The sequence below is a fragment of the Gammaproteobacteria bacterium genome (assembly GCA_022340215.1).
Taxonomy (GTDB): Bacteria; Pseudomonadota; Gammaproteobacteria; order JAJDOJ01; family JAJDOJ01; genus JAJDOJ01.
Window position 1 is genome coordinate 19,107 of the sequence record JAJDOJ010000059.1, and the last position, 14,553, is coordinate 33,659.

Consider the following 14,553-nt stretch of genomic DNA (forward strand, 5'->3'; position numbering starts at 1 on the left):
GGGGGAAGTCAAGCTTAGGTCAATGGTATACACTTAAACATTGAATACGCGCCGTCGCGCCCACCTGCGGGAGCCTGATCGGAATCTGAAAGAATTACGACACGACACGCCACTACGATGACACAAGCAGGACATTCCTTTCTCCACGGGGGGAATGCCGCATACCTGGATGGCCTCTACGAGGACTATCTGGAAGACCCGGAGTCCGTCGCCGAACACTGGCGCGGCTATTTCGCCACGCTGGGCAGGGAGCACCAGCCGTTGCATTCGCGCATCCGCTCGGCCCTGCGCGCCCGAGCGGCCAGGTCCCCCGCTGATCGACTGCCGGCAACGGCAGCCATGGCACAGGTAGAGAGCAGCATGCAGGTCCACGTCCTGCAGCTCATCAACTCCTACCGGTACCTGGGATACCGCCAGGCGAATCTCGATCCACTCGAGCAGACCGCCAGACCCTCGGTCCCGGAACTCGAACTCGAGTATCACGGACTGGGATCAACCGAAATGACCACCGAATTCAATACCGGGTCCCTGTTTGGCCTGCCCGACTGCGCCAGTCTGCGCGAGATAATCAACGCGCTCAGCACGACGTACTGCGGCACCATCGGCTCGGAGTACATGCATCTCACCGACACGGTGCAGAAACGCTGGATCCAGAAGTACCTAGAGTCGGTCCAGGGCAATCCGCCGGTGAGCGCCGAGGTCAAACGACGCATCCTCGAGCGAATCGTGGCGGGCACCGAGCTGGAACGCTATCTGCACCACAGGTTCGTTGGCCAGAAGCGCTTTTCGCTGGAGGGGGGGCTCGCCCTCATTCCGCTGCTGGACAACCTGATACAACGGTGCGGCGAACACGGCATCAAGGAACTGATCGTCGGCATGGCGCACCGCGGTCGCCTCAACGTCCTGGTCAATGTCTTCGGTAAGGATTCGCGCGACCTGCTGGAGGAGTTCGAGGGTGTGACTCGTCCGGGATTCGGCTCGGGTGACGTCAAGTACCACAAAGGTTTCTCCTTCGACCTGAAGACGCGCAACGGTACCGTTCACGCTGTGCTGGCATTCAACCCGTCGCATCTGGAGGTCATCAACCCGGTCGTCGAGGGATCGGTCCGGGCCCGGCAGGAGCGCCGTCGGGACCGCAAGCGAAACAGCGTCCTGCCCCTACTGATTCACGGCGACGCGGCGTTCGCAGGTCAGGGCGTGGTGATGGAGACGCTCAATCTCTCCCAGACCAGGGGCTACACGACGGGGGGCACGGTACACGTCGTGGTCAACAACCAGATCGGGTTTACCACCAGCGACCCCCTGGACTCCCGATCGACCCTGTTCTGTACCGACGTCGCCAAGATGGTGCAGGCGCCGATCTTTCACGTGAACGGGGACGACCCGGAGGCCGTGGTGTTCGTGACGAACATGGCCCTGGACTATCGCATGCGGTTCAACAAGGACGTGGTTGTGGATATGGTCTGCTACCGCCGGCACGGGCACAGCGAGGCGGACGAACCCTCGGTGACGCAGCCGCTGATGTACCGGCACATCCGCCGGCATCCCGGGTTGATCGACATCTACCGCGAGCAACTCGAAAAGGAGGGCGTGATCGGTTCCGGTGAGGTGGAGGCCATGGCGAAGGACTATATCGCCAAGGTGCAATCCGGCGATCCGGTCTGCGGCCCGATAGACTACGCCGCGGACCACAGTCTGGCGGTCGACTATTCCGCCTTCAGGGGCAAGCACTGGACCGAACCGGCGGACACCTGCATCTCGTTGGAGCGGGCGCGCGATCTCACGCGCAAGTTTACCCAGGTGCCCGGGAATCACGACCTGCACCCGCGGGTGGTAAAATTGCTGCGCGAGCGCGCCTCGATGGGGGAAGGTCAGGTACCGATGGACTGGGGATTTGCGGAGACGCTGGCGTATGCATCGTTGCTGGAAGATGGCTACTCCATCCGCCTGTCAGGGCAGGATAGCGTTCGCGGGACCTTTGCACACCGCCATGCCGGCATACACGATCAGAAGACCGGCGAGGTCATCATTCCGCTGCAGCATCTGTTCGAGGACCAGCCGCAGTTCCTGCCGATCAATTCGCTGCTGTCGGAGGAGGCGGTGCTCGGTTTCGAGGTTGGCTACAGTACCGCCGAACCACAGTCCCTGGTGATCTGGGAGGCGCAGTTCGGCGACTTCGCCAACAACGCGCAGGTGATCATCGACCAGTTCATCAGCTCATCGGAGGCGAAGTGGCAGCGCTACTGCGGACTGGTCATGTTCCTTCCCCACGGATACGACGGGCAGGGTCCCGAGCATTCCTCGGCACGTCTGGAGCGGTACCTGCAGCTCTGTGCGGAGGAAAATATCCAGGTCTGCGTTCCGAGCACGCCGTCCCAGATGTTTCACTTGCTGAGGCGCCAGATGCTGCGGCCCTATCGCAAGCCGTTGATCGTCATGACACCAAAGAGCCTGCTGCGACACAAAACGTCCGCCTCACCGCTGGAGGCGGTGGCGAACGCCGGCTTCCAGCCCGTTATCGACGAAGTGGTCGCTCTGGATCCCAACGCGGTCTCGAGGCTGGTCGTCTGCAGCGGCAAGGTGTATTACGATATTATGGAAAAGCGTCGTGACGAGCATCTGGAGAACGTTGCCATCATCAGGATCGAGCAACAGTATCCGTTTCCCGCGGACGAGCTGAACAGGGTGCTGGCCCGGTATCCGAACGCGCTCGACATCGTCTGGGCCCAGGAAGAGCCCCGCAATCAGGGGGCCTGGTACTACATGCAGTCACTGCGGCACCTGAAAGGGTGCATAGGGCCCCACCACCGCCTATCCTACGCCGGTAGACGATACTACGCCGCCCCGGCCGTGGGATACCTGCACAAGCACAGGCGCCAGCAACGCGCCCTCGTGTTGCAGGCGCTGGCGCTTGACGAGGTCTCGGCGGATGCCACGGAACGGTCCGCGGTTGCAAACTGAATCCAGATCGCGACCCGCCTAACCGGATTGGCGCGGGTCGCCGACGTGAATCCAGGCGCATGCCTGCCGAGTCCAAGAGGAAAATACCGTGCTGATCGACGTCAAGGCGCCCGAACTCGCAGAATCGGTATCCGACGCGACTATCGTGAACTGGACCAAGTCGGTGGGGGACCGGGTCACGCAGGGGGAACATCTTGCCGATCTGGAGACCGACAAGGTGACGCTGGAGGTCTCCGCGCCGGTTGACGGTGTGTTGAAGGACATCGGCAAGGTGGAAAACGACACCGTCAACAGCGGCGAAGTGATCGCGGTGATAGTTCCGGGCGCGGGTGATACGCCGGCGGAAGAGGCACCTGCCGAAACCGCGGGCATGTCTTCAAAACCGAAACACAGTGGGCGGGACGAGGGAAGTTCAGCACCTCCCAAACTCGGTCCCGCGGTCCGCAAGCTGCTCTCTGAACACCAACTGCAAGCAGGTGACGTCCCGGCATCCAAGCAAGGACGCCTGACACCTGCCGACGTTCGGGATCACCTGGCCTCGAAGCCAGAGGCTGTGTCCTCCGGGACGCCCGTGGCTGAGCCGGCCACCGGCGAACAGGTCGTTGCGGAGACCGGCCCCGGCAGGCAGGATCGCGCGGTACCGATGACGCGCCTGCGCAAGCGGATCGCGCAGCGCCTGCTGGCGGCACAGCACGAGAACGCCATCCTCACCACCTTCAACGAGGTTGACATGAAGGCGGTCATGGATCTGCGCACCCGGTACCGCGAGTCCTTCGAGAAGGCCCATTCCGTCAAACTCGGTTTCATGTCCTTCTTCGTCAGGGCCTGCGTGCAGGCACTGAAGCAGTTTCCCGAGATCAATGCCTCGATCAGCGGCGAGGACGTCGTCTATCACGACTACTTCGACATCGGAATCGCGGTGAGTTCGCTGCGCGGCCTGGTGGTGCCGGTGCTGCGCGACGCTGAGACATTGTCGTTCCACGGGATCGAGGCCGAGATCGCGGAGTTCGCCAGGAAGGCCAAGGCTAACGCGCTGTCCCTCGAGGAGATGACCGGGGGGACGTTTACCATCACCAACGGCGGGATCTTCGGCTCCCTGCTGTCGACCCCGATCCTCAACCCGCCGCAGAGCGCGATCCTCGGGATGCATAAGATCCAGGAGCGACCGGTGGTCGTGGGCGGAGAGATCGCCGTGAGGCCCATCATGTACCTTGCGCTGTCCTACGATCACCGTCTGATCGACGGCCGCGAGGCGGTCCGGTTCCTGGTGACCGTCAAGGAGCAACTCGAGGACCCGTCGCGGATGTTGCTGGACGTCTGACCGGACGCTCGCGCGCGCAGCTTGCGCTAAGGCGATTGCCGGAAAATGACATACCGGATCGCGCCGGATTTTCGTTCGTCATCAAGACGCGACGGCAGGCGCATGGTCGAACTATGGAACGGTTGTCGCAACACAGAGGACGGACGACAAAGACAAGCAGGATGGTATGTCATTTGACAGAAATCGCCTAAAATGGAGTTCCTCCCGACAGCCCCCGGCAGAAGTCCCCGTCCCGACGGATCCATGTACCTGCAGCAGTCAATCGGCTTCGAGACCCGCGGTCGCGGGACCCACGACATCACCCGCAGCGTCTGCCGGGTCGTCTTCGGATCGGGTGTCGACACGGGCCTTTGCCACCTGTTTCTGCGCCATACCAGCGCGTCACTGATCGTTTGCGAAAATGCCGACCCCGTGGTGCGCGAGGACCTGGAACGATTCATGGTGTCGGTGTGCCCCGACGGAGATCCGATGTTCCGGCACACCGCCGAGGGGCCGGACGACATGCCGGCGCACGTTCGCAACGTCCTGACCCAGACCGAGCTGACACTGCCCGTCGCCGGTGGTCGTTGCGAACTCGGCACCTGGCAGGGTATCTATCTCTGGGAACACCGCACGGCGCCGCACCGGCGGACCGTCATCGTAACCGTACACGGCAATGGCCGCGACGCGTGACCGGCAGGCGGGGTTCATCATAACCCTGTTCCTCCGCTCATTCACACGCGCGACCGGAGTTACCGGATTACTGGACATCGGTACCCCGTATCATCGCATCCGTACGTCATGGTAAAGAGCGTCATCAAGGAAACCCCCGATGCCCGCGACGCCGTGGCGGCCTCGCTCGGTATCGACGTTGCGGACGCCGGGAGCGCACCGGCCCGTGCCCTGGAGATCGCCTTCACGGCTGGCAGCGGTCTGCCGGAACGGCCACGAGGCATCGACGTCGCCCTGATTCTTCACGAGCTCGGCATGGACGACGAGACCCTGACCGCTGCATTGCTCAGCGATCCGAGATTGAGGGACTCGGTTGGCACTGCCGAGATCCGGGAGAATTTCGGGGAGGGCATCGCCGAGCTCGTGCACAGCGTCCACTGGCTGAATACCTTTCGCGAGTGCGAGCACGAGCAGGTACATAGCGCCGAGGAGGCGGAGCGTTTACGCCGCATGCTGCTTGCCATGGTGCGGGACATCCGCGCCATGCTCATCAAGTTGGCGTATCGCGTACAGCGCCTGAGGATCCTGTCCAGGGAGCGTTACGAGCCGCGCCGTTGTGTCGCGCGCGAGACCCTGGACGTGTATGCGCCGCTCGCGAACCGGATTGGCATCGCGCGTCTCAAGTGGGAACTCGAGGACCTGGCGTTTCGCTATCTCGAGCCGCAGGACTACAAGCGACTGGCAAAGGCGCTGGAGGAATCGCGTATCGAGCGCGAGACCTATCTGCAGGATTTCGTCGCGAGGCTGAAGGAGGCGCTTCGGCAAGAGGACATCGACGCCGAGGTGTACGGGCGTCCGAAACACCTTTACAGCATCTGGCGGAAGATGAAGCAGAAGGGTCTCGGGGTGCAGGAGCTGTATGATCTGCGCGCGGTGCGTGTGGTCGTCGGGGAGGTCCGGGACTGCTACGCCGCGCTCGGCGTCGTGCACACGCTCTGGCAGCACGTTCCCAAGGAGTTCGATGACTATATCGCCAATCCCAAAGGCAACGGCTACCGATCGTTGCACACGGCCGTGGCGGGGCCGGGCGGCAAAATCGTCGAGGTGCAGATCCGCACCCACGAGATGCACGACCTTGCCGAGCGCGGCGTAGCGGCGCACTGGGCCTACAAGGAAGGAGCGAAACCGGACCGGATGATCCAGCGAAGCGTTGCCTCCATGCGGTCGATGCTGGAATCAGGCGGTAGCGCGCCCCGCGTGCTGAAGGACTTCCGTACGGAGTTGTTCAGCGATCGGGTCTTCGTTCTGACACCGGATGGCGAGATCAAGGACCTGCCGCGCGGTGCGACACCGCTCGATTTCGCCTACAGCGTTCACACAGAAGTCGGGCACTGTTGCCGGGGCGCCAAGGTCAACGGACGCATCGTTCCGCTGACGTATCGTCTCAACTCGGGAGAGCAGGTAGAGATCCTCACCGCGAAGGAAGGCCGGCCCAGCCGCGACTGGCTCAACCCCAACCTGGGTTATCTAGGTACGCCACGGGCCCGCGCGAAGGTGCGGAACTGGTTCAAGGGACAGGACAGGGAGCGTCATCTTCAGGAGGGCAGGGAGATCGCGGAGCGCGAGCTGAAGAGGTTGAGTGTCGGCTCGGAGGCGATAGAGCCCGCGGCGGAGCGATTCAATTTCCAATCGGTTGACGAACTGTACGTCGCGCTGGCGCGAGGCGAGATAGGACCTCAGCAGTTCTCGGGTTCGCTCAGGGTACCGGGACTCGCGCAGGAGCCGCGCAGTTTCGAGACGCACCTCCCCACGCGCGGAAGGGACTCCGGGGGCATCACCATCCGCGGTGTGGGGAACCTGTTGACCAGTCTTGCCCAGTGCTGCAAGCCGACCCCCGGCGACGCCGTCGTGGGATATATCACCCAGGGCAGGGGCGTGACGGTGCACCGGAAAGACTGTCAGAATATCATGCACTTGAGTGACGGTGATGCCTATCGCCTGATCGATGTCGATTGGGGCAGTGACAGGACGGTCTGCCCGGTGGACGTGCGTATCCTCGCCTATGATCGCAAGGGTCTGCTCGGCGACATCACTGCGGTCCTGTCCAACGAACAGGTCAACCTGATCCGCGCAGATACCCGCACCAACCGGCAGGACCTGGCCGTGAGCATGGACCTGACCCTGGAGATCGAGGACACCGGTCAGCTGGGGCGCATCATGGACAAGATTCAACAGGTGCGAAACGTGACCGAGGTGCGCCGTCGTGCGGGCTGAGGCGGGACGCTTTCTCTATCCTGGCGGGGGTGCTGTCGCTCGTGGCTGCAGCAGTGCGGCTAGGGCCTATCACGAAGGCGCTACGAGGCGGCGAGGGCGCTGATCGAGGATGCGCCGCCCGCACCGGAACCGATTTCGACACGATCGGGCTGGTCTGGCAGTACCGCTGGGGTGGAGGGATGTGACATCAGACCAGCTTTCATCCTGGAGGGGGCTGGTTCGGATCAGGGTCCGTTACCGGGAGTGTGATTCTGCCGAGCGGGAATCATCATTGCATCTGAAAACATTCATCTCTATAATTTCAAATGATGAAGGCAGCGGCAGCACGAAAACATTCCCCCTCCGCGGATGAAGACCGCGCCCGTGTCCTGGCCCGCGCGGTGCACGGTGTCGCGGATCACCTGGGGCTCACGAATCGCGAGATCTCGGCGATCCTGGGGATCAGTGAATCTTCGGTGACCCGGCTGCGTCAGGGTCGGGCGATGCCGTATCCCGGCAAGGAGGCGGAATTCGCGGCCCTGCTGGTCAGGCTGTATCGGAGTCTTGACACGCTGGTTGGCGGAGACACGCGGAAGGCGACCGCCTGGTTTCGCGCACCGAACGCTCATCTGAACGGGATCCCCGCCGAGCGGATCCGAACCATCGAGGGTCTGGTGGATGTCGTCCAGTATCTGGACGCAATGCGCGGGAAGCTCTGAGGTCAGACATCTTCGTGTTCGCGCCTGGCGAACGGTCGAGGCGCAGCATCAGGTGTCGACGCGGAAGCTGGTGGACAGCGTCGAGGATCAGGAACTGCTGGAAGAGATCGTCGAGGCCCGGAAGCCACCCTTGCCGGACCATGCGAACCTGCACTACCTGCTGATCACCCCGTTTCGATATCCGCCTCTGGCGCACGGGTCGCGGTTCGGATCACGGCGCGAGCGCGGGATCTGGTACGGCGCCGAAACGATTCCGACCGGTCTCGCGGAGGTCGCCTACTATCGCCTCGTCTTTCTGCATGGATCCGACGCGGCCCTGGGCATGCTGCAGATCGTGCTCACCGCGTACTCGGCCATCGCGGACACGGATGCCGGTATCGACCTGACCGAAGAACCGTTCTCGGCATTCCGCCGCCGGATTTCCTCGAAGACGAGCTATCGGGATTCCCAGGCGCTGGGACGAGCGATGCGTGATGCCGGAGTGGTTGCTTTTCGATATCGCTCGGCGCGTGATCCCGGGGGCGGGGCGTGCCTGGGAGTCTTCGAGTCATCGGGATTCGCCCGGAAAACACCGACCTCCTACCAGACCTGGCACTGCTTCGCGACACGGGATCGGGTGGAGTTTCGCCGCGGCGCGTTCACACGCCAGACAATACACAAATACGAACCGCGTGATTTCCTCGTCCGAGGGCGTCTGTCGGCGCCGGCCGTGTAAGCCGGGTGCGGTTGCACCGCCGTTGCGAGAAATATCTGGAATCGCCGTCTTGTTGGGAGGCACCGTTGATATCAGTACAGTCCAGACGTGTGTTCGCCGAAGATCTTCCGATAGTCTCCTGCAATGTAACCGGAGCGGCCAGTTCTGCATCGCTGGCATGCGGCAGTATCCGATGTACAGTTCCCGCTGCGGAAATTATCGCATGCGTCATCGAGTTGGGCGAGCAGGTCGGCCTATCCGTCTTCCGACGCCCGGCGTACTACCGAAGTCGTAGGCAGGTCTGCATCGGTTCCTGCCCGTCATGCAGGTCATAATTCTTGTGGAATATTGCAGGAATTTAGTGTAATATGGATAGATTGTGGCGGCTTACTATCAGTCAGTTCGGTGGTTCCTTCAGCTTTTCTGCAGTTTCGCCCGCAATCTTTCTCCAAGAAACCCGCTGCAATGATCGAGTTCATCAATTATATAGGTTACTACCGTGATTAAAGGTACAGTGAAGTGGTTTGACGATTCCAAGGGATATGGTTTCATTGCTCGACAGGATGATGGCAAAGACGTTTTTGTCCACCACAGCGCCATCGTCGGTGAAGGATTCAAGAGTCTCGCCGAGGGCCAAGAGGTAACATTCGAGGTGCAGCAGGGAGAGAAAGGCCCAAGTGCCAGTAACGTACAGCCTGCCTGACTATCGAACTAACACGCACAGCGTTCTAGGCCAAACACCGCTGCAGGTGGTATTTGGCCATTGTGCTCGACAACTTTCAGTCTGAAGAAACCTTCGGTTGTTGCCTGACACCAGGTGAAGCGCCTTACTATTTAAAGCTCCTCAACAGCGTGATAGGGCCGTGGCTTTAGAGTCCCAAGATAGGCGACTCTAAAGCAAACGATGCCGGACGTTCCAGAACTGGTTTTTCAGCCGCTGGTAGAAACGAGTGATTGATGCCAATTCATCAATTCTTGCAGAAGGTCCGCGGCAACGAGTGTTCAACCGGGGGCGCCTCTATCATCGGTACCCTTTAATATTTTCCCAAGCCGTAATAGCGAGTTGGAACCATGTATTCCCTGACCACAAGTGAACGCTACTCGGTGCCTAGATGAGCCGCTACCAAACATCTGCCTCAAAAGGCACTGCGATTTCATTTCCTAAGCTTGAGTGCTGGAATCCGATAACGAAAGTGGCGACGATTGCGGCGGAAGTAAACAAAGAACGTGTTCTTTGCCGGATCTCTCTGGAGACATTGATAAAAAAGTTCGGCGCCTCAGCGGATGAGCCCATGCTGTCCGTAGTCCAGCATCGACCGATGATTCAGGATGCTGCGAGGAAGCTCCTCGATAACCAGGACTTTGAGGATGATGGATCTATTCTCATCCGCGCACGCGACTTCAAACCGAACGCCAAAGTCTGAATCAATTGTCCGGGAGAGATATTCCAACAAGGGTTCGGCTCCAAGAACCAGGAATCCGTCGTAGCGGGTTGTCGAATTCGTGCTTAAAGGAAACCTGAACGCTTGGTCAGCTTCACGGGAAAATCGAACCCGGGCTCAGACGCTTCAGCGAGCCGGCCTACACGTCGTCGTCCAGTCGGGCTTCGATCCTCGATCGATCAGCATTCGAACAACACCCTGAGTAGCCAGATGGATGGGTGTGGATGGCTTCCAGAACCTGCGCTTTTTCGGTGAATAACGCGGAGAATCACCAACGGGGGTAGTGAATTCAGGTCTGTGGGATTACGTAGACCCAGGAGGGTGTGATGGCCGGCAGCGAGGCGAAGAGGGTGACAGGCTGAGCGCAATCATACAGGAGGCGTCGGACGGAGATGAACTTGTGGGAACGTCCGATCGCGACGTACAGCGCCCAGTGATCCGCGTTGAGGTATCCCAGTAGGGTCGAACCGGGGACGATCTGGTCGTAAAAAGATGAGCTGGCTGTCGCTTCTCGCATCGACCCGTGCCAGCTTCCTGTAGCTGGACTTGAGCTCGGCGGAGATCTGCTCCTCGTCGGGCAGGGTGGCGAGCGAGTAATATCGGATGGTATCGGGCAGCGGGTGGTCGGCCAGCCAGCGCTGCCGGACTTCGGGTTTCAGGCTTTCCAGGGCGTATTCGTTGACGGGATCACACTCGGCGCCGGGGAAGTATTGCAAGAGGTCCACCATCGATTCGGACGCATCGTTCGCCAGTGGCGATCCACCCACTGCGCCCGCGGCCGAGATGACGGCCGCGACCCTGGTCTGCAGCTCCGGGTAGTGAACGATCGCTTCGAGGATGTCCGGGGTCCCACTTGGAGTACCCGAGCAGCGCCAGGGGCTTGTCATCGTCCTGGTCCGGCATGCCCATGATCAGGTCGCGGATCTGCTTGGCGTTGCGCCGGCTGTCGGAGAGTGCATCGACCTCGAACAACGTGAAGTCGTAGCCGAATTTGGCGACGTGCGTGATAGAGGTGATCTTGGGGTCCAGGAAGCGCTTGAAACACGACCCGCCGATCCCGGGAATGGCGACGATACGCAGCCCAGATTTGCTCTGCCCGAGGTTGACCGGTCTGCCGTGCTCGGGCGGTTCATCCGACAGCTTGACCAACGCCGCATCGCACGGGCGGTAGTCGGGAAGCGATTCGCCGCGCTCCGCTGTGATATCCCGTCACGGACAGGTTTCCCCGGCACACACGCCCTCTTCGTCCCGTAGCGGCGTTGCGATTCCTTGCAATAGAGCCGCTATTACGCGTCATCGCGCCTTGCCACGAAACGAATATGACACACACCTTCTCGTGAAAACCTGTCCGCGACGGGTATAGCGCAGAAGATCTCCCTGAAACGTGCGCGACCATCGAGCACGCCGGCCTTCGAGGCCCGCGTCAGGATCATTGGCGGGGTGTCGGTCGAGTAGCGGTTCAGCGGTGTGGAGACGCAGGAGAGAAGGCCCGTGCCGAGAACCGCGGCCATAATCGTCGTAAACAGCGAGCGACACAGATGATTCCAGCGCCGGGCGCAGGTTCGGGCTCGCCGCCGTCCCGAGGTGGGTTGTGTAGGCGTGATCATTCGGAACTCCCTGCAGGGAGAAACGATTGGATCACGCATCCAAACAGAAGCGCCTGGATGTTTTTGTCCGCAAAGGGCCTGTCTGTAAGCACAATACGCCCGCTGCCCGCTGTTTTCCCCTTGCGGGAGTTCAAGCCGGGAGTTACCACCTGCGAACTGCGCTTACCGCCAGAGAATGAACAGCACGGTGAGCAGGGGGATGGCGGCAAGTACCAGCATTGCAAATACGATGTCCATATGGGTTGGATCTCTTCGGTCCGTCACGTTAAAATAAAAGTCTTCCTTCCATATTGCGATTCCGGCAAATGGTCGAAACCCGTACTACAGTTCTTCAACGGGGGCCGATGGCCGCCCGGCCGAAACACCGCCTGTCCTTCCCGGATCAGAACTGGTCCTTCGGAAAAATCTTGAAGATGGCATCCATCACGCGCTGTGAACTGCCGCGAGCCGGTTGCGATTCCATCTTCTCCACGCGGTTGACCCAGTAGAGATCTCCATTGTCATCCAGGAGTACCTGCCATGCATTGGCCGGTGAAATGTCGCGCTCCATCAAGCGCGCCATGTCTGCAAGCACGCCCTCGGTTGCCGGGGCTCGGGCGAAATCCGGTGGGGGACGGACACCTTCATCCTTGAGTGTCGCCGTTGCACAACTTGCCAGCACCAATAAGGTAGCGGCAAGTGCAATTAAACAACGGTGTGTCAACATGATCTTATCTGTTTCCTATACGCTACAGCATACCACCTTACATAAGGCGGCAACACGAGAAAGCTCGCCATACTGCATAAATTCTGGATCAATAACGGGAAATGGGATGTCTCTTTATTGCAACAAAACTGAATCAAGTCGCGAAGCGGGCGAGATGCACGCAGAGGGTTACCTGCGGTTCAGCGCATCGCGACAAGGCAGTAGCGGAGGGTAGGGGCGAGTCGGGATGTGCCGATCCGGCAGGCCGTAAGGCGATTGCCGGAAAATGACAGACCAGATCGCGCCGGATTTTCGTTCGTCATCGAGACGCGACAACAGGCGCATCGTCGAACGATGGAACGGTTGTCGCAACACAGAAGACGGACGACAAAGACAAGCAGGAGGGTATGTCATTTGACAGAAATCGCCCAAGGACTCTCCTCAGGAAGCGGTCTGCGGATTTACGGGGAGCACAGGTGCTGACTCGTCTTCGAAGTAGAGCTTTCGCGGCGGCGCGGAGAGCCGGATTCCGGCCTCGTTCAGACGTTCCATAATCTGTGTGTTGAGCCGGGTCGCGTGTTCCAGGTAATCCCAGTATTCGGGTGGGTGGTACCAGTAGATTACGAGGAAATTCAGGTATTCCTCTGTCAGGTCATTGAAATAGACGCGCGGCGGAAAGTCCGGCTGGTTGATGGCCTCGTTGGGATGAGGGATGGGTTCGACCTTCACCTCCAACGTGTTGAAAGTGGACTCCCCGTTCTCCGACGCTGGGGTCTCGTCACCGGCATTCGCGGGTACGGCCACGATCTCCCGAAGGATCTCGAGCGCCTCGCCGATCTTCCCCGGAGGCGTGTCGACGGAGATCCTGACATTGAATTTGCGTTGGATGAAAGGTCGCTTGGCGACGTTGACGACGTCCTCGCTCGCCATCTTCTCGTTGGGTATTGTCGTGACGGGGCCGCTGAGGAGCCGGATCTTGGTCGAGCGCAGACCGATCTCCTCGACCACGCCGTCATGGCCCATGACGTTGATCCGGTGGCCCACCTCGTAGGGCTTGTCCATGTAGATCATCAGGCTGCCCAGCAGGTTCTTGAGCGTGTCCTGGGTCGCCAGGGCAATGGCGAGGCCGCCGATACTCACACCGGCGACGAGCCCGAGCAGGGGAACGCCGATCAGACTGGCTCCGTAGAAGATGACCACGATGGCCAGCGCAATGCCGATGATACGGCCCACCAGGCGGAGCAGATGGGCATTGAGCCCCCCCTCGGGTACGGAGGGCGAGGCGATGATCAGCTCGGCCAGCAGCAGCGGCACCAGCCAGACGGTCCACGCCGCCGCCAGTACGGCAATCGCCCCCGCGGCCAGTATGAGCCATACGGCGACCGTTCCAGTGAGGTTCAGGATATGGAAGTTGGCCAGTCTGATGAAGATGGGCAGGATGATCAGCAGGAACACGGGCAGGACGAGCCGGCGCAGGTATTGCCACACGGGTTGCCGAGCGGGATGGGTCCGGATCAGTCGACGCAGGAGCAGGAGAAAGCCCGCTACGAGCAGCAGCATGGACGCCAGCCCCAGCCATTTCCATAGACCCTGTCCGAGAAACGTCGACCTCAGGCCGGTGGGCAGGTCCTCTGTGATCCGCATCGGGATCATCCAGCCGGGCTTGTTGGCGAGCTTCCCGACAAGGTCGGGCAACGGGACGTCCCGCGTATAAGGCAGATGCTTCGACCGGTCGTAGAATTCCTCGGCGCGGGAGACCGTATCCGGTGAAAACAGGAACTCCCCGGCGCGTTCCCCCTCATCGACCCGCACGAGCGAGATCTCGGTGTGCGGAATGGTGTAGACGGCGGGCGCATCGGCCTCATAGGACTCCGCGTCCGGGATCTTTTCGCGAGGGGGCAGCGCTAACCGCGACAGGACTTCGTACAGATGGATTGCCGCGGACACCCCCACCTGAGGGCGGCTGGCCACCGGCACTTCGGACACGTCGACGGCGCGAAGCACCTGGCGAAGCGTCGTCCGTTGACTGAGGAATCCGCTGTAGGTCGGATTGTCCCACAACTCTTCCTGGCCGAAGCGAATGGCCCGATCCACCTGCTCGATAAGACCATAGATTGTGCCGCCCGGACTGGAGGTGTCGAGCGGTTCCAGCGGATACGGTTCTTCGGCGCTGACGATGGAGGGGAGAAGGAGAAACGCGACGAAGACTGCGCCAATCTG

The 14,553-nt window shown here is 60.9% G+C and carries 13 protein-coding genes; 8 read left to right on the plus strand and 5 right to left on the minus strand.

Annotation, left to right across the window (positions count from 1 at the left end; genetic code table 11):
• Positions 1 to 117 precede the first annotated feature (117 nt).
• The 8 genes from LJE91_04420 (at position 118) to LJE91_04455 (ending at position 10,023) form a co-directional block, all read left to right on the plus strand.
• Complete coding sequence (locus tag LJE91_04420; GenBank protein ID MCG6867986.1) at positions 118 to 2,961, plus strand: 2-oxoglutarate dehydrogenase E1 component; 2,844 nt, start codon at positions 118 to 120, stop codon at positions 2,959 to 2,961.
• Positions 2,962 to 3,049: 88 nt separating this feature from the next.
• Positions 3,050 to 4,282 carry a 2-oxoglutarate dehydrogenase complex dihydrolipoyllysine-residue succinyltransferase gene (gene odhB, locus LJE91_04425; protein ID MCG6867987.1) on the plus strand — a complete coding sequence of 411 codons (1,233 nt, stop codon included), beginning with the start codon at positions 3,050 to 3,052 and terminating at the stop codon, positions 4,280 to 4,282.
• A 243-nt stretch (positions 4,283 to 4,525) separates the two neighbouring features.
• The gene (locus LJE91_04430; GenBank protein MCG6867988.1) at positions 4,526 to 4,954 is read left to right on the plus strand and encodes a secondary thiamine-phosphate synthase enzyme YjbQ; all 429 of its coding nucleotides are present in this window, start codon (positions 4,526 to 4,528) and stop codon (positions 4,952 to 4,954) included.
• 108 nt (positions 4,955 to 5,062) lie between these two features.
• Positions 5,063 to 7,207 carry a bifunctional (p)ppGpp synthetase/guanosine-3',5'-bis(diphosphate) 3'-pyrophosphohydrolase gene (locus tag LJE91_04435; protein MCG6867989.1) on the plus strand — a complete coding sequence of 715 codons (2,145 nt, stop codon included), beginning with the start codon at positions 5,063 to 5,065 and terminating at the stop codon, positions 7,205 to 7,207.
• 305 nt (positions 7,208 to 7,512) lie between these two features.
• Positions 7,513 to 7,905, plus strand: a complete 393-nt coding sequence (locus tag LJE91_04440; GenBank protein ID MCG6867990.1) for a DUF2384 domain-containing protein — start codon at positions 7,513 to 7,515, stop codon at positions 7,903 to 7,905.
• 52 nt (positions 7,906 to 7,957) lie between these two features.
• Positions 7,958 to 8,620: an RES family NAD+ phosphorylase gene (locus LJE91_04445; protein ID MCG6867991.1), complete on the plus strand. Its 663-nt coding sequence runs from the start codon at positions 7,958 to 7,960 to the stop codon at positions 8,618 to 8,620.
• 478 nt (positions 8,621 to 9,098) lie between these two features.
• Positions 9,099 to 9,302, plus strand: a complete 204-nt coding sequence (locus LJE91_04450) for a cold-shock protein (GenBank protein ID MCG6867992.1) — start codon at positions 9,099 to 9,101, stop codon at positions 9,300 to 9,302.
• A gap of 409 nt (positions 9,303 to 9,711) precedes the next feature.
• A complete protein-coding gene (locus tag LJE91_04455; GenBank protein MCG6867993.1) occupies positions 9,712 to 10,023 on the plus strand; it encodes a DUF1488 domain-containing protein in 312 nt (103 codons plus the stop codon).
• A gap of 386 nt (positions 10,024 to 10,409) precedes the next feature.
• Here LJE91_04455 and LJE91_04460 read toward each other — a convergent pair whose 3' ends face one another.
• From LJE91_04460 to LJE91_04480, 5 genes are all read right to left on the minus strand, one after another.
• Positions 10,410 to 10,757: a hypothetical protein gene (locus tag LJE91_04460; GenBank protein MCG6867994.1), complete on the minus strand. Its 348-nt coding sequence runs from the start codon at positions 10,755 to 10,757 to the stop codon at positions 10,410 to 10,412.
• Positions 10,729 to 11,190 carry a hypothetical protein gene (locus LJE91_04465; protein MCG6867995.1) on the minus strand — a complete coding sequence of 154 codons (462 nt, stop codon included), beginning with the start codon at positions 11,188 to 11,190 and terminating at the stop codon, positions 10,729 to 10,731. Before LJE91_04465 ends, LJE91_04460 begins: the two co-directional genes overlap by 29 nt.
• 137 nt (positions 11,191 to 11,327) lie before the next feature.
• The gene (locus tag LJE91_04470; GenBank protein MCG6867996.1) at positions 11,328 to 11,648 is read right to left on the minus strand and encodes a hypothetical protein; all 321 of its coding nucleotides are present in this window, start codon (positions 11,646 to 11,648) and stop codon (positions 11,328 to 11,330) included.
• A gap of 382 nt (positions 11,649 to 12,030) precedes the next feature.
• Positions 12,031 to 12,354 (minus strand): hypothetical protein, encoded by a 324-nt coding sequence (locus LJE91_04475; GenBank protein ID MCG6867997.1) that lies wholly within the window; start codon positions 12,352 to 12,354, stop codon positions 12,031 to 12,033.
• Positions 12,355 to 12,774: 420 nt separating this feature from the next.
• Positions 12,775 to 14,553, minus strand: a 1,779-nt coding sequence (locus LJE91_04480) for a mechanosensitive ion channel family protein (protein ID MCG6867998.1), incomplete at its 5' end; no start/stop codon positions are given.

Bases quoted from the DNA above. Each gene is read 5' to 3' on its own strand.
- LJE91_04420 (MCG6867986.1), top strand. From the start codon at position 118: ATGACACAAGCAGGACATTCCTTTCTCCACGGGGGGAATGCCGCATAC.
- LJE91_04430 (MCG6867988.1), top strand. From the start codon at position 4,526: ATGTACCTGCAGCAGTCAATCGGCTTCGAGACCCGCGGTCGCGGGACC.
- LJE91_04435 (MCG6867989.1), top strand. From the start codon at position 5,063: ATGGTAAAGAGCGTCATCAAGGAAACCCCCGATGCCCGCGACGCCGTG.
- LJE91_04440 (MCG6867990.1), top strand. From the start codon at position 7,513: ATGATGAAGGCAGCGGCAGCACGAAAACATTCCCCCTCCGCGGATGAA.
- LJE91_04455 (MCG6867993.1), top strand. From the start codon at position 9,712: ATGAGCCGCTACCAAACATCTGCCTCAAAAGGCACTGCGATTTCATTT.
- LJE91_04470 (MCG6867996.1), bottom strand. From the start codon at position 11,648: ATGATCACGCCTACACAACCCACCTCGGGACGGCGGCGAGCCCGAACC.
- LJE91_04475 (MCG6867997.1), bottom strand. From the start codon at position 12,354: ATGTTGACACACCGTTGTTTAATTGCACTTGCCGCTACCTTATTGGTG.